The organism is Aeromonas sp. 55A (assembly GCF_051919665.1).
GTDB lineage: Bacteria > Pseudomonadota > Gammaproteobacteria > Enterobacterales > Aeromonadaceae > Aeromonas > Aeromonas veronii.
This window is the reverse complement of record NZ_JBQBEH010000004.1, coordinates 1-24,946: the sequence shown is the minus strand read 5'-3', so window position 1 is coordinate 24,946 and position 24,946 is coordinate 1. Positions and strand designations below refer to the sequence as shown.

The window sequence follows — 24,946 nt, the reverse complement described above, 5'->3', positions numbered from 1 at the left end:
TATGGATGTGATTCAGAAAGTTTTAAAAAACGATTTATGTACAGGTTGCGGTCTGTGTTCATCTCTATTCCCTAGTAAAGTTGTTGTCAATAAGGGGGAATATAATCGCCCTGTATGCAGCGAAAAGTTAAACGGAGATGAGCAGGCCATTTTCAAAACTGTTTGCCCAGGCATAAATCAGGCAAGTATTAAAACTAATTCAAGCCACCCAATCTGGGGGCCAATTGAACAATCCTATATCGGTCATTCAAATGATAAAGAGATACGCTATTTAGGCTCATCTGGTGGCATTGTTACTCAAACGCTACTTTATGCATTAGACTATAATATAGTCGATATTGTTATTCAGATAGGTGTAGATAAGCATAATCCACTAGAGAATATATCTAAAGTCAGCAGGTCCAGAGAGGATTTACTTGAAGCTACAGGATCCCGTTATAGTCCGGCATCACCATTAGAGTATTTTTTGCAGACTCTAAGCGACAATCCTAACAAGAGGATTGCGTTTGTTGGTAAACCGTGTGATTGCGTAGCTTTGCGTAACTTAATGTCAATAGATAATGAGGTAAAAAATGCTGTTAAATTAATTGTTAGTTTCTTCTGTGCGGGCACCCCGAGTCGATTAGGTGTTAGAAGGGTCGCTGAAGCTTTAAATTATAATGTTGATATGCCTGTTGAAAACTTCTTTTTTAGAGGTAAAGGCTGGCCGGGAAAAACGACTTTAGTGCAGAATAGCACTTCTACAACGATGGAGTATTCTCGTTCTTGGGGCAAAATTCTCGGACCAACAATACAAAGTAGATGTAAACTTTGTGCTGATGGTACTGGCGAGGTTGCAGATATTGTTAGTGCTGACGTTTGGAATTGTGACGACAAGGGATATCCTTTATTTACTGAGTCAGATGGACAAGGTCTTGTACTTGCAAGAAGCGAGATAGGAAAATCTATAGTAGCAAAAATGATTCGTGAAAATATAATAACCGTTGCTGATTATGATATTGAGCAACTCTCTAAAGTACAAGTTACACAATTTGAAAGAAAATCAACAATATTAGTGCGTTATATGGCAAAGCAATTAGGTGGTCTAATTATTTTTAATATGCCAAATCAAAGGAAAATTGTAGCTACAAAGTATGCGACATTATATAAACATTTACGTGTCTTTGTTGGTTCATTTCTTCGTGTAATTAAGGGGCGAATGTGATAAATGTATTCGTTTTAAATTGGAATAGTTGTCACGATGTAAGGTTTTTTTTTGATGCAATAAAGTTATCAGAGAACTGCCCTTTTAGAATAATTTTAATACAAAACAGTAAGGACGATACTCTAGAGTTAATTAATCTAGCTAATAAATATTCTCGAGAGTTAGATATTCATTTTGTAGAGAATGACTCTAACTTGGGATATGCTGCTGGTAACAATGCAGGATTAAATTATTTAATTGAAAAGAATCTTCTGGGTGATATTGTAATAGCAAATCCTGATATTAAAGTCGGTAGGAGGGCATTGAATGCATTAAGCTCGCAACTGATAAATTATCCAAATGTTGGTGCGTCAATGATAAGAACACTTAATTCTGAAGGTGTAAGGATTTACGATTCAATAAAACTAAACGGATTAAGTCAAAAATATAGATTAACTGACTCTGGTGAAAAATTTGTTGTTACGGATTATGTGGCTGGTGCTTTTTTTATTATAAGAAGAGACCTAGCAGAAAAATTAAAGCTTTTCGATGATGATTTTTTTATGTATTGGGAGGAGGTTGATTTATCATTAAGAATAAAAAAATTAGGTTATAGTCTAACTTCAGTTGTAACCGACTCTATAGAGAGAAGATCGAATCCCTTAAGTAGAACACCGAATGCAATATTTTATTCAACTCGAAATTCTTTTTTATTATATAGGAAGCATTCTGAGATAAATTTCTTTCATCTCTCAAGGTACCTTATAAATATGTTTTTAATTTCAACTTTAAAATCTTTTAAAAATTCATCATTCACTTGTGTTATGGCATTCTTTCAGGGTCTTACTTATGGAGTTAGAATGTTAAAAAATAAAAAAAATTAAATTGAGATTTCAATTTATAAGGGTTGAGATGAAATGAAAAAAATAATACTTCATACAAATTTCTGTAATCCATTTCTTATTTTTTTTGCAGTTAGTTTCACAACAGCATTATATCTTTTCAGATTAAGTACGCAAATAGAATTGCCTGATGAACGTACTAGTCTGTACCTCATCTTAAGTCTATTTATACTGGCTGTCGGCATTCTTTGGGGGATGAAAAAAATTCCTATTGGCGTTGTAACTTTTTTGGTATGTCAAGATGGTGAGGTTAATGCCAGTAATAGAAGGATTGCAATATATATAGTTATTTTTTTGATTTTTATTTCAACAATGTTTTTTTTGTTTGAACATTTTGTTTTTTACAGGAAATATGGCTCCATTCCTATTTTAAATAAAGACTTTGAAATTTTAAGAATGTCATTTCCTATATCTGGGTATGTACATTTGATTGCAATGTCAGGCCTCACTTTTTTATTATATCTATATTTCGAATGTTTGTCTCGGAAAGTTAATTTCGGTCAGTTTAAGTCTTTATTTAATTTATTTGTTTTTTTCTCTATATTACACATTATTTTATCTTTTGCAGTTGGCAACAGAGGTGTTATAGCATTTTTTTTTCTACAATGCTTTCTAGTTAGAAGTGTCTTTCTGAAATTGTCACTTTTAAAGTGCTTACTAATTATTTTCATTTTTCTATACCTTATTGGTGCAGCGAAATTCTATAGGGATTTTATTTTTTTGGGTGATACTCTTTTTGAAGATATTCAGCGAGTTTGGTTTTTTGGTGATACCTTTATATTGATTCCTCTTTATTATTTATATGTTACTTTTACGATGAACTTTGAGATTTTAAATCAGTATGTAATATCTGATTTTGATTTTGGCTTGGGGTATTTTACCTTTGTATTGCCATTTGATTCGCTTTTTACTGGTAATGCTTATGAGTTAATTGATTTTCAAAGAGATGTTTTAGGATCTGATTTTTATGGTGTTCTTACTGCAACTGGCTTCGGCGTTCCTTTTTTTGATTTCGGATTTTTTGGTGTTATAGTTACTTTAGCTTTATCTTATGTGTTGGGTTTGACTTTTTATTTGATTTTTTTTAAGGGTAAAGTTTTTTTAATCCCTTTTTATATTTACTTTTTTACTACTATGTTGACTTTTATTTATACATATAACTTCAATAAGCTGTATGTGATTATTTATTCTACATCCTTAGTGTTTATATGTTTTTTGGGGCGTTATAACTACAGTAAGAGGTTATAGAAAGTGAAAGTTCTCTTTATTACAAGGCCGACAGTTTTTTCCGGTCCTGGTGGTGATACAATACAGTTATTGAAAACTAAAGAACATTTAGAGCGGCTAGGAATTATTGTTGATATCGCAGATGATAGTGAACCAAATTTCATTGACTATGATTTAATTCATTTCTTTAACCTGAGAAATCCACAAGATATTTTACATCATGTGATAACAGCAAAAAATCTCTCTATTCCAACAGTACTTTCAACCATTTGGGGGAGTTACAATGAATGTGATCGAAAAACTAGGAGAGGCCTTCAGAAATGGATTGCTAATAATGTTTCTGAATATTCGCTAGAATATCTAAAAACTACTGCAAGAATTATTTTTAATGGTAATTTCCATTTTGGGATGTTGCGTTACCTATTCAAAGGTCATTATCGCTCCCAGCAATTCATTGCAAAAAATATAGATGTCCTTTTACCAAATAGTCCTACTGAGCTCGATCGTGTTGTTTCTGATATGAAGCTTGATGTATATAACGGTCTATGGGTAGCTAACGCTGTTGATACATCAGTTTTCGACCATTCAAAAAAATTCTCTGGTAAATATAAGAAGTTCGAAGGCTGCTTGCTTAGTGCTGCTCGTGTTGAAATCCGAAAGTGTCAATTAGACCTTATTAAGGCTGTAAAAGATTTACCCTATCAATTAGTGATCGTGGGTAAGCCAAGTCCCAATAGTAAAGCCTATTATGATGAATGTGTTCGTGAAGCTGGCACGAATGTGGTGTTCATTAATCATGTAGATCAAGATGAACTCGCAGAGTTGTATCATGTAGCAAAGGCTCATGCGTTAATTTCTTGGATGGAGACTCCAGGTCTATCCTCTCTTGAAGCCGCAATGATGCATTGTAATATTCTGGTTACTGATCGAGGGGATACAAAATTTTATTTTGAGGATTACGCAGAATATTGTGAACCGGGCGATGTTGAGTCAATAAGGAAGGGGGTTGTATCAGTTATGAGCAAAGAATTTAATCCTGATTTAAAAAATAGAATTACTTCTATGTTTACTTGGCACCACACTGCTCAACAAACATTAGAAGCATATCAACTTGCTTTACGGTTAAAAAATAAAGATTAGATTTAAAGCTCTAGGGGCTTCCAAGCAGCTTAAATAGCACATTCTCTATAAAATATACTCTTGTTGGCCAAGATATCCCCTGATATCATGTTTTTACATGACTTGAACAATCTAAACATGAGCTCTAAGGACGGGAAATAGCTAGGGTGAGTATTTGTCCTGTTATAGATGACAGAATGCCTAGCCATGTCTCTATGCAGTCAGTGATAACATGTAATCTTTTTATAAGTGTACTACCCATTACAATCTGTCTATCGAAGAACAAACATTTTGGCATAACAAAGATATAATTGCCCATTTCTGAAATTACTAACTCTTTCAGATAAATAATTTGCGGTGCTAAATATTGATAATCAGGACTCGCTTTGATGAATAATATTGCTGTAATTGGTACTGTCGGTATACCTGCTTGCTATGGTGGTTTTGAATCTTTAGTACAAAACCTTGTCGATTATCAGTCAGATAATATAAAATATCATATATTTTGCTCTTCTCACTCTTATCAAACAAAGTCTGAAAACTATAAAGATGCGTCGTTGTTATATCTCCCCATCAAGGCAAATGGGGTCTCTAGCATACCTTATGATATATTAAGCCTGATAATTTGCCTTAAGAAAAAACCTGATGTCACATTAATATTGGGGGTGTCAGGTTGTTTATTCTTGCCCATCTATCGGTTGCTTAGTTCGTCACGTATTGTTACGAATATTGATGGGCTGGAATGGCGGCGCGACAAGTGGGGATGGCTGACGAAAAAATTTTTAAAGTTTTCGGAAAAACTTGCAGTTCGCTTTTCAGATATTGTCGTATCAGATAATCAGGGCATTGCTGATTATGTAATGGATGAATATGGTGTTGTCAGTGACGTGATTGCTTATGGTGGAGATCATGCACTACAAGTTGAACACCAAGAAAATTATGTCAAAGATGATTTTTATCTTTCACTTTGTCGGATAGAGCCTGAGAATAATATTGAATTGATTTTGACTGCTTTTTCTAAATCTAGAGAGAAATTGTGCTTTATTGGTAACTGGGAGGTGAGTGAATATGGTCGTGCGCTTAAAAGCAGATTTTCGCATTATGCGAATATAGAGATTGTTGATCCTGTCTATGATATCTCAGTGCTCTATAAGATGAGAAGGCAATGTAAGGGATACGTGCATGGTCATTCTGCTGGTGGCACCAATCCTTCTTTGGTCGAAGCTATGCAATTTGGCATGCCAATATATGCGTATGATTGTATTTTCAATCGATATACAACTGAGAATAAAGGGTTGTATTTTAGCGATGAGGCATCTTTATTAAACCAGATTAATGCTGAACTTAATATTGCTGAATTCGGTGATGCAATGAAAGATATTGCTTTTAAAAAATATCAGTGGATAAATGTTGCATCTGAATATGAACGCTTGTTTTTAGATTGATTTTTGCTTGTCTAAACTTATACATATAACATTGATGTGGTGAGTATATTAATGTTTAGGTGTTCTTATTGGATCTTTTTGAGTTATTTTGATACGATAGAATAATCCTAATAATTGAATTTTCTGATGCTTTGCGAGTTTTCATGATGAAAAAAAAGGGATTGCTTCTTTCTCTGGCTTTGGTGGGCTTGCCGCTTATGGCGGTGCCACAAATTACGCCCGAGATGATGGCCAAATTTAAACAGCTGTCTCCTGCCCAGCAGCAGGCGCTGGCTGTTCAGTATGGTATCGACCCATCCCAGTTGGGAGGGAGTAACAGCCAAAGCAGTGTCACACCGGTCAATACTGCGCCTGTGGCGGCTCCACGCGAAGTGGATTACAGCCAGGCATCTCAGCGGCCCTTGGTTGCAGGTGCGACGCAAGAGGGGGCATTACAACCTTTTGGCTATAGCGTGTTTGCTGGTGAGCCATTGACCGATGCGCCTGTGGTGGATATGCCGGTTGCCGATGATTATGTGATGGGCCCGGGTGACGAGATCCGGGTTCAGCTTTATGGCAAGGAGAATGCGAATTACAGCCTTGCGATTGGTCGTGAGGGTTTTATCGACTTCCCATCACTTGGCCCTATTGCTGCCAGTGGTCAGACTTTCCAGCAACTACGCACTGAACTGGAAAACCGGATCAAGGAGCAAAAGATTGGTGTAGAGGCGTTTATCAGTTTTGGTGCTTTGCGCACCATGCAGGTCTTTGTGATGGGCGATGCCTATCGCCCCGGTGCATACAACGTCAATGGCATGGCGACAGTGACCCAGGCTTTGCAAGCCGCAGGTGGTATCGACACCGTGGGGTCGCTGCGCAAGATCCAGGTCAAGCGTGCCGGGCAGAAAGTGATCGATGTCGACCTCTACAAGATGCTGGTATGGGGCGACACCAGTCAGGATATTCGTTTGCGTTCCGGTGACACCGTGTTTATCCCTACCAAAGGGAGTGAAGTGAGCATCGATGGTCTGGTTAAACGCCCAGCTATTTATGAATTGAGTGGCCCGGCTGCCCTAGTTAATGTGCTGGGGTTGGCTGGCGGCATGAAGGCTGCTGCGCTCAAAGAGGTTTCGGTGACCCGTTATGGTGAAACCGGAATGCGGGTATTCAACTTGAATCTGGCAAGTCAGCATGATCGCCAGTTTGTTGTGCGCGATGGTGATAAGGTCACGGTCAAGCCGAGCAGTACCGAATATAGCCAGGCGATTGTGGTAAAAGGTGCCGTGGTTCGTGAAGGTGTATTCAGCTTCCAACCTGGAATGCGGATCAGCCGAGTTCTACAAAGTGCCGATCGTGATCTGACCTCGGTCACAGATTTGAATTACGCCCTGGTTGTCCGTGAAGTGGATGCCCAGCGCAATATCGAAGTGTTGCAGTTCAATCTGGGTCGAGCCCTGCAAATGCCGGGTGGTGAAGATGACATTCGCTTGCAACCGCGTGATCAGGTACTTGTCTTTAGCAATGATGCAACCGACCGATTGAAACAACAGGCGAATACTCGAACCTCCTCGGCGAGTATCAATCGGCAGGCGCAACAACGTATTGCTCAACAAGTAGATGTGATTGATAGCACTACGGGGGCTGAGGTCAGCCGTGCGCAGCTTGCCAAAGAAGAGAAGATGACGTTGGCGGAGGTGTCTGGCACAACCACAACAGAGGCAGTCGTGGGGGTTTCTCGTCAGACTCTGCTTGCGCCCGTTCTCGAACGTTTGAAAGCGCAAGCTGCACAAGGCAAGCCGGTACAGATTGCTGAAGTGCGCGGCGAGGTGAAATACCCAGGGATCTATCCCTTGACGCCCTATAGCCGTACCCATGATTTGATCATGGCAGCGGGCGGTTTTAACGAACAGGCGAATGTGATTGAGTTGTCTCGTATTAGCGAACGAGGGAATGATATTGCGATTGAAAATCAGCGCCTTGATTTGGCAACTGCAAATCGGGTAATCGGTTCACCTTTGGTGCAATCAAAAGATAGCTTGAACGTGTTGCCTCATCCTCAGTGGCGTGAAGAAGCAACCGTACAGGTGTTTGGTGAGGTGAAGTATCCAGGGACCTATACAGTTCGTCGTGGCGAAAGCCTACAGGACTTGATCCAGCGAGTCGGCGGTATAACCCCTTATGCGAACCCGAATGGTGCAGTGTTTGCTCGCGAGACGCTGCGCAAGCAGGAAGCTGAACGTATTGCATTGTTGCGTGATGAGCTCAAGCAAGAGATCGCCACGATGACGTTGCGCCGTCAATCCAGCATTGCCAACTACACCAGCTCGCCTGCAGAGGCGATGACGGTCGTCAACCAGCTGGAAAACAGCAAGGCGGTCGGTCGCATGACTATCGACATGCCGGCGATATTGTCTGGTGACAAGCAGGCTGATGTAATGCTGCAAGATGGCGACAAGCTCTATGTGCCCGCATTGCAAAATGTGGTCTCAATTCAGGGGATGGTGCAGTTCCCATCTTCCCACGTCTACGATGGTGGCCTGAGCGTCAACGATTACCTGAGTCGGGCTGGTGGCACCAAGAAGCAGGCAGATACCGACCGCATTTATGTGATCAAGGCGAATGGCAGTGTGATGTTGCCAGGTGATAGCTGGTTTGGTGGTCGTAAGCACCTGGAGCCTGGCGATACAATCGTGGTGCCTGTTGATTCCGATTATCTGGATAACCTGAGCATCATGACTTCTGCTACCCAGATCCTCTATCAACTGGGTGTCGCGTGGAGTGCCATCAAGTAATTCCACACCTCATTTGATAGTCCATTCAGTCAGGTGGAAAGGCCACCTGGCTCTTTTGAGATTTGGCTAGTTATGACACAGATAAAAGAACACCCTCCCTTGCCTGTTGCGATGAGCGGTGGTGGGGAAGATGAGATCGATTTGCGTGAATTGTTTGCAGCGCTTTGGCGCGGTAAGTGGTGGATTGCCGCCAGTACCCTGGTGGGGGCGGTCATTGCCGTGCTGGTTGCTATTTCACTGCCAAATATTTATCGCTCCGAGGCTCTGCTTGCTCCTTCAGCTGAACAACAAGGCGGCGGGCTTGCTGCTATGGCAGCCCAGTTTGGCGGGCTTGCCAGCTTAGCGGGGGTTAACCTCAGTAGTGGGGGGCCGGACAAGACGGCTATTGCGGTCGAGATTGGGAAATCTCGCCAGTTTCTCAGCCATTTTATTCGCCAACATCAGTTGGAAGTGCCGTTAATGGCCGTAGTCAAAGCGGACAAGACGACTGGCGAATTGGTGATTGATGAAGAGATCTATGATGTGGCCAGCAAAAAGTGGGTGCGCGAAGTGCCTCCTGGCAAGTCGGTTGAACCAACGGACTGGGAGCTGGTCAAGGCATTTCGCGATGTTGCCAGTATCAGTCAGGATGCCAAATCGGGGCTGGTTACGGTGGCGGTGGATTACTACTCGCCGGAGCGTGCCAAACAGTGGGTTGACTGGTTGGTCGCCGATCTCAATGAGGCCATGAAGCTGCGTGATCAAAGCGATGCGACACGTAACATTACCTATCTCAAAGCTCAGCTCGAGAAAACCCCGGTCGCAGATATGCAGAAGGTGTTCTATCAACTGATAGAGGATCAGACGAAAACCTTGATGTTGACAGAAGTAAACCAGGAGTACGTGTTCAAAACCCTTGATCCTGCTGTTGCCGCTGAGGAAAAAGCGAAACCCAAACGTGCGTTGATTACCGTATTGGGGACGCTGCTTGGCGGCATGCTAGGCGTTATACTTGTATTGGTACGCCATGCAATCGCACGTCCGGCTCGGAGCTGACGAAAGGGCTCATCTGAGCGACTGACTCTGGTCAATTGGTCTGTTTCAAGGTATCCTGTTAATACTTCAAGTCATGTTTAAATAAGGAAATTAGTAATGAAAAAATCAGCGTTGACTCTGGCTGCTCTATTGGTTCTCTCTTCAAACGCATTTGCGGCTGAAGAAGTTACGGGTACTGCGGCAGGTTCCACTGGTGTAGCTGGCACCGCGGCTGTGGGTACTACTACTCTGGTTGCCGTTGGTGTCGGTGCAGCAGCACTGGCAGCAGTTGTTATTTCTAATGCAAATGACAACTCCACCAGTACTAGCACCACAACTTCTACCAAGAAGTAAGTTTTCTGATGTTGAAATAAGGCTGCCATATTGGCAGCCTTATTTTTGTCACTTTGCAATCATTTTCCAATTCCACCGAGTGACCTGTCTATGTTTTCATCTCGTTTTTTTATGTATCTGGGATTGTTACTTTTGAGTGGTTGTTCCACTACTAGTTCTGATACTTACGCTACGCTCCATTACGCCTTTATGGGGGTGGATGATGTTGTGGTAACTGCAGAGAAAGTGCGTGAGTTGCCTTATGCAAGCGCATATCTGCGCGTGGGTGATAATCCACAGGCATTGGTGGTGCTTGCATTTGCAGATCCCGATGGTTCTTTGAGTTGGGTCAGCGCAGATAATAAGCTGTTTGTTACCAATGCAGGTCGGTTGAACAAGACGGTGGGTTTGGAAAATGATCTCTATTTGACGAAATCATCTTGGGTTGACCCATTGAAAAAAATTGCAGACTCACCTGATAAAACCATTAATCCAAGCGTGATGAATTGGCAATATAATGCAGAGTGGGAAAAGGACTATTTAAGTGGCTATAAAATAAGGACTGAATTTATATCTGTAGTGCCGGAAAAATTGATAATTCTTGATAGAACACATGATGTTATGTTGATTGATGAATTAATTACGGTTGAGCATAATCGTGCATCTTGGCATAACTACTATTGGTTTGAGCACAGTACCGGCAGAATACTGAAGAGCCAGCAGCAGTTGGGGCCGGACTTGCCGGTAATTGAAATTACAATCTTAAAGCCTTACTCCTTATGAAAAAATATCTGATACTCGGTCTTATGCCTTTTTATGCCTTAGCTCAAGCCGATATAGACGTGATTTATGAACGTCATTCTGTAACCAAGATTGAAGTTCATGATGGAGCTAGACTGGCTGACCTGTTATTTAATACCAAGCTGCCTAATGATATTTATTGGCGCAGTGCACAGATAGCTAATCCTAGAAAGATGGCAGAGCTCCAGGCAACTAAAGAGACCCTACTCAAAGATCTTAAATTACTGCAAGTTTTTTGGATGAGGGGGGGGGAGCAGGGCGCATTGATCCAGTCAACCCAACAGTTACTACAAGAGCTGGATAGAATTCCTGTCAGTGGTCGTTTGTCAGTTTTTTTAGATCCTGCCAAGAGTAGAGTTGATCCTGAAGGTAATCCTCTGCTGAAAGGAAACTACACGCTTTTTGTTGCTCCAAGACCTGATTTTATCTACTTCGTAGGATTGATTAATGGTCGTAGTAAACAGCCTTTACAGTCTGGTGCTGGTTTGGCTGACTATTGGCAGGGTTACAGCTTGTTAGCTGGGGCTGAGCCAAGTGAAGCATTTCTGATCCAGCCTGATAGTTCTATCAGTCGTGTTCCTGTGGCTAACTGGAATCAGCTGCATCGAGAACCAATGGCTGGGGCGACGCTGTTTGTCGGATTTAACCCCGATGTGTTGCCCGCACAATATAGAGATATCAATATTCGCATTGCTAACTTGCTTGCTAATCGAGTGCCTGAATAATGCTTCCTAAATGTAAATATATTGCGTTTTTTGTTTCATGGGTTGTTTCTGGGGCAGTATGCGCTACAGAGTCGATTTTTGATTCTTATGGCCCATCGCAAGGTGATTTTGGTGGTGTTGGTTTGTTGCAGATGCCAACAGCTCGTATGGCTAAGACTGGCGAATTCAGTGCCAACTATGCTGATAATGACCAATATCGTCGGTGGTCTATCTCTGCGCAGCCATTTGATTGGTTTGAGGCAACACTTAGGTATACAGATACTCGGACTATGCCATACAGTTATGATCCTACCTTTAGTGGCGGTCAATCTCATAAAGATAAGGGTATGGATTTTAAGTTTCGTCTTTGGCAAGAATCTAACTATCTGCCACAAGTATCTATGGGCTTTAGAGACCTGATGGGAACTGGTCTTTTTGACGGTGAGTTTTTGACTGCCAGTAAACAGTATGGCTCATTTGATTTTACTATCGGTATTGGCTGGGGAAATATGGCCGAAAGCGGTAATATTAAAAACCCGTTTTGTGAGTACAAAGATGCTTGGTGTCAAAGGAATGAAAGTTACTCCGGGAATGGCGGTAAGTTTGAGTTTGATAGCCTGTTTCATGGGCCTGCAGCACTCTTCGGTGGTATTGAGTATCAAACGCCATGGCAGCCACTTAGGTTGAAGCTGGAATATGATGGCAATGACTATAGTAAAGAGTTTGCAGGCCATATTTCTCAAGATTCGCCGTGGAATGTTGGGGCGGTATATCGCATTTTTGATAACTTGGATAGCCATCTGAGTTGGCAGAGGGGAAATACCCTGATGTGGGGGGTGACTATGCGGACCAACTTTAACGAGCTGAAACCTGCCCAGATTGACCAGCCAAGACCCGTTTATCAACCAGGCCTGGTGCCAGATTCTGTTGCTGACGTGAAGTGGCCTACGTTGGCGAATGAGCTAAAAGATAATGCAGGGTGGCAGGACACAGATTTTTATACTGAGGCAGGCTCAGTCACGATCATTGGTACGCAGAGCAAGTATCGTGATGAACGTGAGGCGATGAAGCGAACATCTCTTCTAGCGGCCAATCATTTGCCAAACACAATCCGTGACCTGAATATTATTGAGCGTAAGGCAAACTTCCATCTGCAGGAGACCCAAATTGATCTCCAATCTGTTCGTCGAGCCAACGTGGTGCAAGTATTGGGAGAAGAGCAGCAAGAGAAATCGACTGTTCAGGCTGCCAGAGAAGTTCAGGGGATACCCATTTATGCTGCTGGACGTAAATCTTTTTCATACTCCTTTGATCCTGATCTGACACAGTCGTTTGGTGGTGCAGAGTCTTTCTATATGTACCAGCTCGGTATCAATGCCAATGCTGACTGGCGGATGAGTGAAAACAACAGCTTGCAAGGGACGTTGTTTTTTAATCTGCTTAATAACTATGATGAGTTCAACTATAAAGCCCCCCCTCCTGATGGGGCGGCATTGCCACGAGTTCGAACTTGGGTTCGTGAGTATGTTGATTCCTCAAATGTATTACTTAACAACTTGCAGTTAACTCATATGCAGCCACTCTCTCGGGATTGGTATGGGCAAGTTTATGGTGGTTATTTGGAGATGATGTATGCCGGTGTAGGCAGCGAGGTTCTCTATCGTCCATATGGTAAGACTTGGGCGATTGGCGTTGATGCCAACTGGGTGAAACAGCGAGACTGGAACAATACTCTGAAAATGGCTGATTACGATGTAATGACTGGTCATGTTACAGCTTATTGGCAGTTACCATTCATGAGTAATGTCACCGCCAAAGTCGCCGTGGGGCAGTATTTGGCTGGTGATAAAGGCACTACTCTCGATTTCTCAAAGCGATTTGATTCGGGCGTTATTTTAGGGGGGTATGCGACATTTACAAATGTTTCTGCTGATGAGTATGGTGAAGGTAGCTTTACCAAAGGTATCTACATAACGATCCCCTTCGACTTGATGCTGCTAAAACCAACAACAGCAAAAGGAACCGTTGGATGGGTTCCTTTGACTCGTGACGGTGGACAGATGTTGAGTCGTAGAAATGGTCTTTACGATTTGACTGAATTGCAATAGAAGTCAGAGACATAGGGCTTAGAGTTTTCCCTATAGATAGAGCGGACAGTTGTTAACTGCCCGCTCTTTTATTATCTGCTTAATGTATACTGGGATCTAAAATTATTACGCTAGGGATGCATGATGATTAAATATATAAATGGTGCTTTTTCTGCACTATTTATCACTTATTGGCTATTGGGCATGCACTTTTTTATGCACAACCCGGGCGGTGCCGGACTGTATCTTCCCTTTAATGCATGGGGATGGGTGTTTGCCTCGTTGACTATTGGGCTGGGATTGTGGCAAGTGACGTTACGCCAGCGTCTGGTATTTTCTTCATTACAGGCTGCGTTATGGGTAGGGGCTCTCTTAATGCTGCTCCCCATGCTCTATCTAGGTTTTGCTCTCAAGGATTATGCCATCCCAAGATTGCTGGGGCTGTTTGCTGGTCTGCTGTTTTTGTTCGGTCTCTACCAATGGCGATTTAATCGGTTGCAGCGTGACCGATTGCTCTATCTCGTCCTGATTGCGATCGCTATGGAGGCAGTGCTCGGTCTGGTACAGTTCTATCTGTTGACGCCAGGTAACTGGATTGGCTATGACGCCAAAGCCAATCGTCCATACGGGATCTTTCAACAGCCAAATGTGATGGCAACCTTTATGGCCACCGGGATTGCGTTGGCTATTTGGCTGGAGCTACGCAGCAATGAGCATGTTTGGTTGCGCAGGGTGAGCTATGGGGTGATTGTCGCCGCCAGTCTATTGTTGATTGTTCTGCAGTCTCGGGTGGGGCTGCTTGGGGGATTGCTGGCGTTTATCCTGCTTGGACCCCAGTTGCATCGTCAACGTTTATTGGTACGAATGCTCTGTCTGGTCTTGCTGGGGGCCGTGGTTGGATTAGCTTCTCAGTATTGGGTGTCAAGTGTCAGTCGGGGGATGAACGAATATCTCTCTGGCGGAGCTCGGTCAGATATCTGGCCTTTTACATTGAATTTACTCTTTCAAAACTGGTTATTGGGAATAGGGTATGGTGGATTTGAATCCACATTCTTCCACGCATACACAGAGGCTCGGCATGTAGATCCAAATATTGGAATGGTAATTTACAACCTCGACCACCCCCACAACGAGTTTCTCTATTGGGCTGTTGAGGGCGGTATTGCACCCATGGTCGGCATGGTGATCATGGGAGGTGCATTATTATGGCGTCTGGCGAGTGTGCGCTGGGTACATGCCATGGGGCTGCTTGCCTTGGTTGCCCCAATATTGCTTCATACCCAGACGGAATACCCTCTCTACCATGCGATCGTGTTATGGTGGCTGTTGCTGACGCTGATTTATATCATCGATACCGAAATTGAGGAGACCAACCTGGCGAGTCAGGGTTTCTCATCATGGTGGGATATGGAGTGCCGCCCATGGCTGTTACTGCGATTTATGGCGATCGCTATCCCGCTGCTGGTCGTTCCCTTTATGCTCACAGCAATTCACACCGCATGGGTAGTCACCAAATATGAACGGGGTGGGTATAAAGAGCCGACCTTGCTACTTGATATCGTCAATCCCATGGCTTGGTTGACCCGAGTCGAGTTTGATGTGAACTCAGTTCGTCTGATGGTGGGCTTGCAGACAAATAACAAGACCGAACTGGAAGCTTATCTGGAGTGGGGGCAGGCATTCGTACGCCATACACCGCGTGCCAACATATACGCCAATATGGTGATCGCGCTTAATGCATTGGGTCGTACAGAGGAAGCCAATGCGATGCGAGCTGAAGCACTTAAGCTCTATCCAACCGAGCCCCTTTTAACTGGGTCTGCTTCACAGGCAGTGATTACCGGTGTTGACCAATCAGGCAAGAATATAACTAAAAATAAATAGTGCTATTTGGATACATAGAAAGCCAGCTCTTAAAAACGGCTGGCTTTTTTATTTTTTCCCTTCTGGACAACCAGTATCTGAACAGTCTGTTTTCGGACGCATGCGTCTGTCAAACGGGCTATGAAAGGCATATTTGAAATGTCATGTGGCGATTCCAACCAATTGATTAATATGTAATTTTGTCGATGGCGTTGAAGGGGTTGATAGTGAATTGGGAGTATTCCCTTCATCATCGGGTGAAGGGACAGGTTCTAGACGTGTTCATTGCTAAACAGACAGGCATAGTCTTGTCACATGATGTTGAACGTATGGTAGAAATGTTCGCTCAGGCTTATAAAGCAGGTTACAGAGTTAGGGAAGGTGCGAATAAGTCATATGGCACGAGAGCATTTACTGGTAACCCATTGATATTAAATGACTAAAATTTTCATTTTTTGTTCTTGGGATACTTGTTCGCACTTTCCTTAGTTTTGTTGGATGCTGAACTGGAAATTAATGAGTCTTGAAATACTGATGTTTCTTGAACACAAGATGGTAATCACCACTCTACCCAGAAGATCTGCATTCCAGCCAGTTTGTTATTGATAGTGGCAAGCATTCGATCTTGATGGTGAAATTTAAGAAAAAAAGAACGTTAATATAGAAAAACTGTATGTTCTCGCGAATTGTCCATGCTATTCTGAAACGGTATCCCTGTAACCGACTTTTTGTGAGGAAATAATGAACGAGTTTCTGAAAGTTCTGCTGAACATTCGCAGTCTGCGTGCGGCTATTCGTGAGCTGCCGTTTGAGCAACTGCTGGAAGCTAAAGAGAAGTTTGACCTGGTTTACCAAGAGCGCGCCGATTCTGTTGAACAGGAGCGTGCAGAACAGGAAGAGCGTCAGCGCAAGCTGAATGAATTCACCGAAATGCTGCAGCAGGCTGGTATTGATCCTCGCGAGCTGCTGGCGACTGCCGCTGCTCCGGCTGCTGCGACTGGCGCTGCCAAGAGCAAGCGTGCTCCGCGTCCGGCTAAATACAAGTACGAAGAAGATGGCCAGGAAAAAACCTGGACCGGTCAAGGCCGTATGCCGAAAGCCATTGCTGCTCAAGTAGCACTGGGTAAAGACCTGAACGATTTCCTGATCTAATTCGTCAGGTTCAGAGATTGAATAATGCCGCCTTTGAGCGGCATTATTTTTGCCGTTTTACTCGTGGTTATCCAATCTGCCCCTTCACCCCATTGTTATCTACATCCTCGCTTGTATCCTTTTTTAGCGTCGTTTCACTTCACTGTTACTTTGCTCAATATCACTCTTTGTTTGCGATTAATTTCGTCGTGCAGGATTAACAGCGTGATATCGCTATTTGTATGCGTCGTGCAGATATGCGCTTCGGATATGTCTCTCATGATTCGCGGGGAGCCGCTCGGCAAGAGCCGCGAGCTCTCTGCTGATGGAATATCCGGTAATCGTTATCTCCACAGGGTGCGTGAGGGATAGAGATAGCCGCAAGGTATAGCCGGGATATTCTGGGTCGCCGATGCATGTAATTGGCTGCGCTGCCGTAACTGCCCCTGATGATGAGCAATGGCGTTCGTATGCCGTGTGGGCGAGGGAATTCGGTGCGGTCGATGGCGATGGTATTCCCCACTCTACAGGCAGAGTGGGGAATATTGGGGGGAGGCGTTATCGGGGCGTCACGCTATCGCTGCCACCTAGGGCGCGATAGATTTTGGCAGTGGTGGTGAGCTGCTCTTTTTGCTGGGCCAGCAGGCTCTGCTGGGCATCCCACAGCCGGTTCTGCTCATCAAGCCAGGCTTGCACGCCGGTTGCACCCGCCTGGAAGCGAGCCTTGGCCAGTCGTTCGGCCTCCTGGGCATAACTCAGTTGTTCCTGCAGATAATCGAGTCGCTGCTGGCCATAGTGGCGTGCGGCCAGGTTGTCTTCCACCTCCACCAGTGCGGTGTAGAGCTGTTTGCGAAACTCGGTTTCAGCAATCTGGTAATCCAGCTCTGAGCTTTCGATGGCGAGCTGGGTGCGGTTGTATTCAAGGAAGGGGAGGGCGAGGCTGGCTCCCAGCGTACCAACCGGATTTTGCAGCACCTGCGCCAATCTATCGGATGCGGTGCTGGCACTGCCGGTCAGGGTCAGGCTGGGGTAGAAGCTGGTGCGGATCTCATCCCCTTTAGCCAGCGTCTTGCGCAGCCGCAATTCGGCCGCTTTGACGTCGGGGCGGCGTGCCAGCACATTGGCCGGAATACCCACCGCAAGTTCAGGAATGGTCTGCTTTGCAAGGGAAGCGGGTGCATACTCCAGTGGCCCGCTGCTGCTGCATATTCCGGCCGATCATGAACACCGATTCCGGTTCAACGTGAACACCATTTCCGGACCAATGTGAACGCTCATTCCGGCTCAACCTGAACACTTTGCTCCTCCTTTCCGGAAACAGTGTTCAACATCCCGGAATCACTGTTCACATTCACCGGAATCATCCTTAACGCATTGATTTAACAACCTTTGATACGCTCTCCCTTTTGCCAGGGAAGAGCCTATGTCTGCCAAGAGGATTGCAATGCGTAAAATTCGTGAAGTGCTGCGACTGCGGCTGGAAGCTGACCTCTCTGTTCGCCAGATAAGTTGCTGCACCAAGGTCAGCGTTGGCTCCATCCAGAAACTCCTCAAAAGTGCCCAGACGCTCGGCCTGACCTGGCCCTTACCTAGCCAGCTTGATGATGGCCAACTGGCGGCCCTGTTCTATCCGCAGGCCGATACCACCATCTCGGCCCGCCATGTTGTACCGGATTGGCCCTCTGTCCATCAGGAGCTCAAGCGTAAGGGGGTCTCCAAACAACTGCTCTGGGAGGAGTACACCCAGCGCTATCCCAACAGCTGTTACAGCTACTCCCAGTTCTGCGACCGTTACAAATCCTGGTGTCAGTTGCAAAAGCGCTCCATGCGCCAGATCCACAAGGCGGGGGAAAAGCTCTTTATCGACTACTGCGGGCCCACGGTGCCCATCGCCTCGCCCTCCACGGGGGAGGTCCGTCAGGCCCAGATCTTTGTCGCCGTGCTTGGTGCGTCCAACTACACCTTTGCCGAGGCTACCTGGTCACAGTCACTGCCGGACTGGTTGCAAAGCCATGTCCGTGCCTTTGAGTTTTTCGGCGGTACACCTGCACTGCTGATCCCCGACAACCTCAAAAGCGGTGTCAGCAAGGCTTGCCGATACGATCCCGAGCTCAACCCCAGCTACCAGCAGTTGGCCGAGCACTATCAGGTGGCAGTGATGCCAGCTCGCCCTTACAAGCCCAAGGATAAAGCCAAGGCTGAGGTGGGTGTGCAGATCGTCGAGCGCTGGATCCTCGCCCGCTTGCGCCACCAGACCTTTTTCTCGCTGGCCGAGCTCAACCAGTGCATCCGGGCCTTGCTGGACGAACTCAACGAGCGCCCGTTCAAGCAACTGCCCGGTAACCGGCGCGAGGCGTTTGAGCAGTTGGACCGCCCGGCGCTGGGACCACTGCCGGTGCATCCCTATCGCTATGTCGCCATCAAAACGGTCAAGGTCAACATCGACTATCACGTCAGCTATGAGCAGCACCACTACTCGGTGCCACACCAGTATGTGGGCCAGCAACTGGAGCTCCATGCTGGCGACACTTTGCTTCAGGTCTATCACCAGCAACAGCTGGTCGCGAGCCATCCGCGTAAAACCATCCCGGGGATGAGCACGATCCCGGAGCACATGCCGGAACGCCACAGCAAGCAGCAACGCTGGACGCCAGGCCGTCTCAAGCAGTGGGCTGCTGATATCGGACCGGGCACCTTGTGCTGGGTGAGCGAACGGCTGGAAGAGAAAGCCCATGTCGAGCAGGCATACCGACTCTGCCTGGGGCTACTGAGTCTTAGCCGGGAGTATCCGCCATCACGGGTCGAGGCCTGCTGTCAGTTGGCTAATCGGGAAGGACTGGTGCGACTCAAACAGCTCAAGTCGGTGCTGACCAGTGGCCGCGACCAACTGCCCGAAAGCCCGCTGAGCTACCCAGAGTTACCGCAAGAGCACGAGAACATCCGTGGCCCCCAGAGCTTCCACTAAAGAGGATACGCCCCATGACCCAACAAACCCTGACCCGCCTGAGAAACCTGAAACTGACCGGCATGGCGGATGCAGTGCAACAACAACTGGAACAGGCCAGTACCTACGAAGGGCTGCCCTTCATCGAGCGTCTAAGCCTGCTGGTCGAACACGAACAACTGAGCCGGGAGCAACGTAAACAAGCTCGGCTAGTCAAGCAGGCGCGGCTCAAACTCCAAGCCACGGTGCAAGAGGTGGACTACCAGTCTGCACGCAACCTGGAGCGGTCACAGGTTGCAAACCTGGCCCAAGGAGAGTGGCTGCGCCGAGGCCAGAACCTGCTCATTACCGGCCCCTGTGGCTGTGGAAAAACCTACCTGGCTTGTGCGCTGGGCTACCAAGCCTGTCAGCAAGGGCATAGCACTCGTTACTACCGGCTGCCGCGTCTGCTACTTGAGCTGAGCCAGGCCAAGGTAGATGGCAGTTACGCCAGACTGCTGGGTCAACTGGCCAGGATAGAGCTACTGGTCCTCGATGACTGGGGACTGGAAGCGGTGAATGCCGAGCAGCGCAACGCCCTGCTGGAGATCATGGATGATCGGTACGGGAAATACTCGACGGTAGTAGTCAGTCAGCTGCCAACTGAAGAGTGGTACGCGAGCTTGGGTGACAACACCCTGGCAGATGCGATCCTGGACCGGCTGATGCACAACGCTCACCGGCTGTCACTGAAGGGAGAATCGATGAGAAAGAGGAGAAGTGAGTTGACCCAATCTGAACAGTCGAGTTAGAAACGGGATGACGTGAGCGCGTTAAGGATCAGGGTGTTCACGTTGGCCGGAATGGCTGTTCAACTTCGCCGGAATACGCAGCTGCGGCCCAGCAACAGACGCAGGGCATTGCGAGCCTGTTCCTGCTGCGCTTTGAGGGAGGCCAGCTCAGCCTGCTTGCCTGCCAGTTGCTGGCGTGCCTGCGCCAGATCGAGTCGGGTAATGGCGCCAGCCTGGTATTTGGTCTGGGTCAGCTGCTCGGTACGGGTCAGGTTGGCCAGCTGCTGTTCCCCAAGGGTGATGGCAGAGCCGAGATAGCCGAGCTGCCAATACTGCTCCAGGGTATTGCCGATCAGCAGCAGTCGGGTGCTGGCGAGATCCTGCTCGCTTGCCGCCGCCTCCCAGCTTGCCTGATCCCGCACCGAGGCAAGCTTGCCCCACAAATCCACTTCGTAACTGAGGCTCAGCGAGGGACCCAGACTGTTGGTGTCTTTGCCGGTTTTCAGATCCTTGTTGCCACTGGCTGCGATAGTGCCATTGACCGAGGGGGTGAGGTTGGTATCGGCCTGCTCGGCGCCCAGTCTGGCGCTTTTGAGCTTGAGGGCCGCCACATGCATGTCCGGGTTGGCGGCTAGAACCGCCTCGACCAATTTGTCGAGTTGGGGATCATGAAATTCCCGCCACCAGGGGCCAGCCTGCGCAGCCAGTTGGGCGCCCTCTGCTTGTTGCCATGTGGGGGCGATCGCCAGCTCGGGTCTTTGATAGGTGCTGTGCTGACTACAGCCGCTGAGGGCCATAGAGAGAGCCAGCCAGGAGAGTTTGTGCATTGTTATTCCCTCGCCAGTGCGACAACAGGGTCGAGCCGCGCCGCATTGCGTGCCGGCAGGTAACCAAACAGGATCCCGATGAGTGACGAGCAGCCAAAGGCCATCAGGATGGAGAAGAGCGAGAACTGCATCTTGATGGAGTCCACCAGCAGTGCAAAGAGCGCACCAATGCCTAGCGAGAGGCCGACGCCGAAGATACCCCCCAGCAGGCTCACCATCACAGCTTCAATCAGGAACTGCTGCAAAATATCCGACTGGCGGGCGCCCACGGCCATGCGAATGCCGATCTCGCGGGTGCGCTCGACCACCGACACCAGCATGATGTTCATCACGCCCACCCCACCGACGATCAGCGAGATCACTGCGATGGCCGAGACCATCAAGGTCATGGTTGCCGTGGTTTTCTCCACCGATTTGATGATGCTGTCGCTGCTGAAGGTGAAGAAATCCTTCACCCCGTGGCGCTTGGTGATCAGCTCGATCACCGCCTGCTCGGCCAGTGCCGGTTGTACCCCGTCTTTGACCCGGATGGTGATCTGGCTGAAGTGGTGCTGCGAGATGAGGCGACTCATCACCGCGCTGTAGGGCAGCCAGATATTGACTGACTGGCTGGTGGGGCCGAAGCCGGTCTCCTGCGAAACCACACCGACAATCCGCACCGGCAAGGTGCCGACCAGTACCACCTTGCCGACCGGCTCCTCCTTGCCAAGCAGGCTGGTGATGCTCTTCTTGTCCACCACGGCGACGGCGGCACGCTGCTGGATATCTTGCCATTCCAGTAAGCGACCACTGACCAGCGTCATCCCCTTCACCTTGAAATAGTCGTTGCCGACCCCGGTCACGTTGCCGCTGTTGGTCTTGTTGCGATAGCGCAACTGGCCGGAGCTGCCAATCTCGGGGCTGGCGCCCGCAAGATAGGGTTGCCCCAGCAGAGCATCGAGATCCCCCTTGTTGAGGGTCTGGATGCTGGCCATCTTCTCATCGCCCCATCCCTTGCCCGGGAAGATTTCGATGGTGTTGGTGCCCATCGCATTGATCTGGTCGATCACCTTGGCGCGCGCCCCTTGCCCCAGCGCCACCACGCTCACCACGGCGGCGATGCCGATGATGATGCCGAGCATGGTGAGGAAGGTGCGCATCCGGTGGGCGAGCATGGCATGCATCGCCATCCGTCCCGCTTCCCGATAACGATCCCAGTCGTGGCCCATGGCGCCTGTAGTGGGCACTATTTTTTGAGGGGCTGTGGTGGTGGCTGGAGCCAACACGGCCGTTTGGCAGGGGCCGCTATCTTGTTCAATCCGACCATCCTTGAGAGTGATGATCCGGTCGGCATGGCTGGCCACGTTCATATCGTGGGTGACCAGAATGATGGTGTGGCCCAGAGCGTGCAGCTCCTTGAGGATCGCCATCACCTCCTTGCCGCTCTGGCTATCCAGTGCGCCGGTCGGTTCATCGGCGAGGATCACTTCGCCGCCATTGGCCAGCGCCCGGGCGATACTGACCCGCTGCTGCTGACCGCCGGAGAGTTGGCAGGGGTATGGTGGCTGCGATCGGCCAGACCCAGTCTGCCCAGCAGCTGACGCGCGCGCGCCTGGCGATCCGGGCGGCTGGTGCCGGCATAGACGGCCGGGATCTCCACGTTGGCGGCGGCATCGAGATGGGGCAGCAGGTGGTAGCGCTGAAAGATAAAGCCGAAGTGGTGGCAGCGCAGGCGGGCCAGCGCCAACGCATCCATGGTGGCGGTGTCCTGACCGCGAAACAGATACTGGCCGCTGCTCGGGCTATCGAGACAACCCAGCAGATTCATCAGGGTCGACTTGCCGGAGCCGGACGCGCCGACAATGGCGATCATCTCTCCTGCCGAGATGGTGAGATCAAGAGGGTGGAGCACGGTGACTTCGCTGTCGCCGCTCTGGTAGCGTCGCTCGACCCCTTTCAGCTGGATCAACGGCAGCTGGTTCAGGGGCTCACTCATAGCATCACCGCCATCTCATCATTGTCGGCGGGGGCTCCGTGATTGAGCTGCACCTCCTCCTTCTCACTCAGCCCGCTGATCACCTCAATGCGGATCTCGTCCTTCATACCGGTCTTGATATGACGGGTTTCGGTTGTCTCATCGTCCTTGATCACGGTGACTTCATACTCGTTGTCACCCAACGACTTGCCGAGGGCGGTTTGCGGCACAGTGAGCACCTGCTTGCGCTCGCCGAGCACAATGGTCACCTGGGTGGTCATTGCGACCCGCAGGGTATGGTCGGGATTGGGTACATCGAACAGGGCGTAGTAGTAGACAGCCGCATTGCTGGTGGTGGTACCTGTGGTGGCCTGATCGTTGATGTTGGTAGGCGCTAACTCTACGGCGCGAAGGGTACCCTGATAGCGGGTATCCGGATCGCCGATCAGGGTGAAGTAGACCGGCATGCAGGCTTTGACCTTGGTGACATCAGCTTCGGAGATCTGCGCCTTGACCGTCATAGTCTCGAGGTTGGCAAGCTTGAGCACGGTCGGCACCGTCTGGCTGGCAGCCAGGGTCTGGCCCTGACGGGTCACAATGCTGATGACGGTGCCATCCATCGGCGCCAGGATCTTGGTGTAGCCCAGCTCGGTCTTGGCCCGATCAACCTTGATCAGGGCGTTGTCGATATTGGCCTGACTATTTTGCAGTTCGGCGCGGGTGACCGCCAGCAGTGCCTCGGCACTCTCCAGATCGGCCCGTGAGCTCGCCTCCTGCTTGAACATCTGTTGCTGGCGCCGCCAGGCGAGCTCGTTCTGTTTGAGTTGCGCCTGTTTGATCTTGAGCTGGGCGCGATTGCTGGCAAGTTCCGCCTCGGCAGTCTTGAGGTTGTTCTGGGCAATCAGGGGATCGATCTCGGCCAGCAGGTCTCCCTGCTTGACCTGATCACCAGCCTCGACGGCCAGCTTGGTAACCTGACCGGAGACTTGTGCCCCCACATCCACCTGCTCCACGGCCTGCAGCACACCACTGGCCAGTACAGTTTGGGCAATATCCTCGCGGGTCACCTGAGCGGTCAGCATCGCCTTGGGTGGTTGACTGGGCCAGAGCAGCCAGCCGAGGAGTACCACGGCGATCAGCATGGTGATAGCCAGGGTTCTCTGCTTGGGGGTTATGTTCATCGATCACCTGAATGGAAACGGAAAAGGTTGTGCGCGGCGATTATCCTGCAGCAAAGCCCTGTTGACATCCTCCTCTCCCTAAAGGGAGGGGATTCCGATTAGTCACCTAACCGGGTTTCCTGATTCAACGAGAACTGCTGAGGTAACATGCGTTACACCAGACTGACATTCTCTCCACAGGCTTTAACGGCGAGCCCCGCCGCAAGAATATTCTTGGCCGCATTGTGGTCACGGTCGTGGTGTTCCCCGCATTCAGGGCACTCCCAGTCACGCACTGACAGCGGCAATTTTGAAAGTGTGTATCCGCAACAAGAGCAGCGTTTTGAGCTGGGGAAAAATTGGTCTATGGCAACCACCGAGCGCCCCACCCATTCGCCCTTGTACGACAGCTGGCGCACAAACTCACCCCAACTCGCATCGGCTATCGCCTTTGCCAGTTTGGGGTTGCGGATCATGTTCTTCACCTTGAGGGATTCAACGCACACAACTTGGTTCTCGTTAATCAGTGTGCGGGACAGCTTGTGCAAGTTGTCCTGTCGGCAATCGGAGATTTTGGCGTGAATACGGGCAACCTTGGCTTTGGCTTTGGCACGATTGGCGGAGCCGAGTTTCTTTTTACTCAGGCGGCGCTGGGCGCGGGCAAGCAGGGTTGCGTATTTTGCCGTGTGACGGGGATGGTCGACCTTATTT

General features: G+C 48.2%; 17 protein-coding genes and 3 pseudogenes. 15 read left to right on the top strand and 5 right to left on the bottom strand.

Annotated features, from left to right (window positions below; translation table 11 throughout):
• The first annotated feature begins 1 nt into the window (after position 1).
• The 13 genes from ACTG2G_RS02850 (at position 2) to ACTG2G_RS02790 (ending at position 16,601) form a co-directional block, all read left to right on the top strand.
• The gene (locus ACTG2G_RS02850; protein ID WP_439985145.1) at positions 2-1,204 is read left to right on the top strand and encodes a Coenzyme F420 hydrogenase/dehydrogenase, beta subunit C-terminal domain; all 1,203 of its coding nucleotides are present in this window, start codon (positions 2-4) and stop codon (positions 1,202-1,204) included.
• Positions 1,201-2,067, top strand: coding sequence for a glycosyltransferase (locus ACTG2G_RS02845; protein ID WP_439985144.1), 867 nt, complete (start codon positions 1,201-1,203; stop codon positions 2,065-2,067). Before ACTG2G_RS02850 ends, ACTG2G_RS02845 begins: the two co-directional genes overlap by 4 nt.
• Before the next feature lie 33 nt (positions 2,068-2,100).
• The gene (locus ACTG2G_RS02840; RefSeq protein WP_439985143.1) at positions 2,101-3,333 is read left to right on the top strand and encodes an O-antigen polymerase; all 1,233 of its coding nucleotides are present in this window, start codon (positions 2,101-2,103) and stop codon (positions 3,331-3,333) included.
• Between the two features lie 3 nt (positions 3,334-3,336).
• Positions 3,337-4,452 (top strand): glycosyltransferase family 4 protein, encoded by a 1,116-nt coding sequence (locus ACTG2G_RS02835; RefSeq protein WP_439985142.1) that lies wholly within the window; start codon positions 3,337-3,339, stop codon positions 4,450-4,452.
• Positions 4,453-4,820: 368 nt separating this feature from the next.
• Positions 4,821-5,876, top strand: a complete 1,056-nt coding sequence (locus ACTG2G_RS02830) for a DUF1972 domain-containing protein (RefSeq protein ID WP_439985141.1) — start codon at positions 4,821-4,823, stop codon at positions 5,874-5,876.
• A gap of 143 nt (positions 5,877-6,019) precedes the next feature.
• A complete protein-coding gene (locus tag ACTG2G_RS02825; protein WP_439985140.1) occupies positions 6,020-8,647 on the top strand; it encodes an SLBB domain-containing protein in 2,628 nt (875 codons plus the stop codon).
• A gap of 72 nt (positions 8,648-8,719) precedes the next feature.
• Positions 8,720-9,682, top strand: coding sequence for a Wzz/FepE/Etk N-terminal domain-containing protein (locus tag ACTG2G_RS02820; RefSeq protein WP_439985139.1), 963 nt, complete (start codon positions 8,720-8,722; stop codon positions 9,680-9,682).
• Between the two features lie 96 nt (positions 9,683-9,778).
• Positions 9,779-10,015, top strand: coding sequence for a hypothetical protein (locus ACTG2G_RS02815; protein ID WP_439985138.1), 237 nt, complete (start codon positions 9,779-9,781; stop codon positions 10,013-10,015).
• Positions 10,016-10,105: 90 nt separating this feature from the next.
• Complete coding sequence (locus ACTG2G_RS02810) at positions 10,106-10,777, top strand: YjbF family lipoprotein (RefSeq protein WP_335838245.1); 672 nt, start codon at positions 10,106-10,108, stop codon at positions 10,775-10,777.
• Positions 10,774-11,520 carry a capsule biosynthesis GfcC family protein gene (locus ACTG2G_RS02805; protein WP_335838244.1) on the top strand — a complete coding sequence of 249 codons (747 nt, stop codon included), beginning with the start codon at positions 10,774-10,776 and terminating at the stop codon, positions 11,518-11,520. Before ACTG2G_RS02810 ends, ACTG2G_RS02805 begins: the two co-directional genes overlap by 4 nt.
• Entirely contained in the window at positions 11,520-13,607 is a 2,088-nt protein-coding gene (locus ACTG2G_RS02800; protein ID WP_335838243.1) for a YjbH domain-containing protein, read from the top strand. The genes ACTG2G_RS02805 and ACTG2G_RS02800 overlap by 1 nt, the downstream gene beginning before the upstream one ends.
• A gap of 123 nt (positions 13,608-13,730) precedes the next feature.
• Entirely contained in the window at positions 13,731-15,470 is a 1,740-nt protein-coding gene (locus tag ACTG2G_RS02795; RefSeq protein WP_335838271.1) for a PglL family O-oligosaccharyltransferase, read from the top strand.
• A 720-nt stretch (positions 15,471-16,190) separates the two neighbouring features.
• Positions 16,191-16,601: an H-NS family histone-like protein gene (locus ACTG2G_RS02790; RefSeq protein WP_005344269.1), complete on the top strand. Its 411-nt coding sequence runs from the start codon at positions 16,191-16,193 to the stop codon at positions 16,599-16,601.
• A 537-nt stretch (positions 16,602-17,138) separates the two neighbouring features.
• Here ACTG2G_RS02790 and ACTG2G_RS02785 read toward each other — a convergent pair.
• Positions 17,139-17,780, bottom strand: a pseudogene (locus ACTG2G_RS02785) (TolC family protein); the annotation flags it as partial.
• A gap of 223 nt (positions 17,781-18,003) precedes the next feature.
• On the opposite strand from ACTG2G_RS02785, the gene istA reads away from it, so the two are divergent.
• Complete coding sequence (gene istA / locus ACTG2G_RS02780) at positions 18,004-19,545, top strand: IS21 family transposase (protein ID WP_059296349.1); 1,542 nt, start codon at positions 18,004-18,006, stop codon at positions 19,543-19,545.
• Between the two features lie 14 nt (positions 19,546-19,559).
• Complete coding sequence (istB, locus tag ACTG2G_RS02775; RefSeq protein ID WP_059296348.1) at positions 19,560-20,315, top strand: IS21-like element ISAs29 family helper ATPase IstB; 756 nt, start codon at positions 19,560-19,562, stop codon at positions 20,313-20,315.
• A gap of 80 nt (positions 20,316-20,395) precedes the next feature.
• Here istB and ACTG2G_RS02770 read toward each other — a convergent pair.
• From ACTG2G_RS02770 to ACTG2G_RS02755, 4 genes and pseudogenes are all read right to left on the bottom strand, one after another.
• Positions 20,396-21,121 (bottom strand): annotated as a pseudogene (locus tag ACTG2G_RS02770) (TolC family protein); the annotation flags it as partial.
• Positions 21,122-21,123: 2 nt separating this feature from the next.
• Positions 21,124-23,096, bottom strand: a pseudogene (locus ACTG2G_RS02765) (MacB family efflux pump subunit).
• Complete coding sequence (gene macA, locus ACTG2G_RS02760) at positions 23,093-24,256, bottom strand: macrolide transporter subunit MacA (RefSeq protein ID WP_064341454.1); 1,164 nt, start codon at positions 24,254-24,256, stop codon at positions 23,093-23,095. Before macA ends, ACTG2G_RS02765 begins: the two are co-directional and overlap by 4 nt.
• 152 nt (positions 24,257-24,408) lie before the next feature.
• The coding region (locus tag ACTG2G_RS02755) for an RNA-guided endonuclease TnpB family protein (RefSeq protein WP_439985159.1) at positions 24,409-24,946 on the bottom strand (538 nt) is incomplete at its 5' end.